Here is a 369-nt window from a genome sequence, read left to right as displayed (position 1 = left end):
CTGCTGGCCCGTCAGGTCGGCGTGCCGGCCCTGGTCGTGTTCATGAACAAGGTCGACATGGTCGACGACGAAGAGCTGCTGGAGCTCGTCGAAATGGAAGTGCGCGAGCTGCTCAGCTCGTACCAGTTCCCGGGCGACGACATTCCGATCACCAAGGGTTCGGCCCTGGCCGCCGTGGAAGGCCGCGACGCCAAGATCGGCGAAGAGGCGATCCTGGCGCTGATGGCTTCGGTCGACGCCTACATCCCGCAGCCGGAACGTCCGGTTGACCTGCCGTTCCTGATGCCGGTCGAAGACGTGTTCTCGATCTCGGGCCGCGGCACCGTGGTCACGGGCCGTATCGAAAAGGGCGTCGTGAAGGTCGGCGAG

1 protein-coding gene is annotated in these 369 nt (G+C 65.3%); it reads left to right on the top strand.

The window, feature by feature from the left end:
• A partial coding sequence (locus EIK80_RS25160) for a GTP-binding protein (RefSeq protein ID WP_233586945.1) occupies positions 1-369 on the top strand: 369 nt, incomplete at both ends.

It is taken from the genome of Caulobacter sp. 602-1 (assembly GCF_003931565.1).
GTDB lineage: Bacteria > Pseudomonadota > Alphaproteobacteria > Caulobacterales > Caulobacteraceae > Caulobacter.
This window is presented reverse-complemented; position numbering and strand designations above follow the sequence as displayed.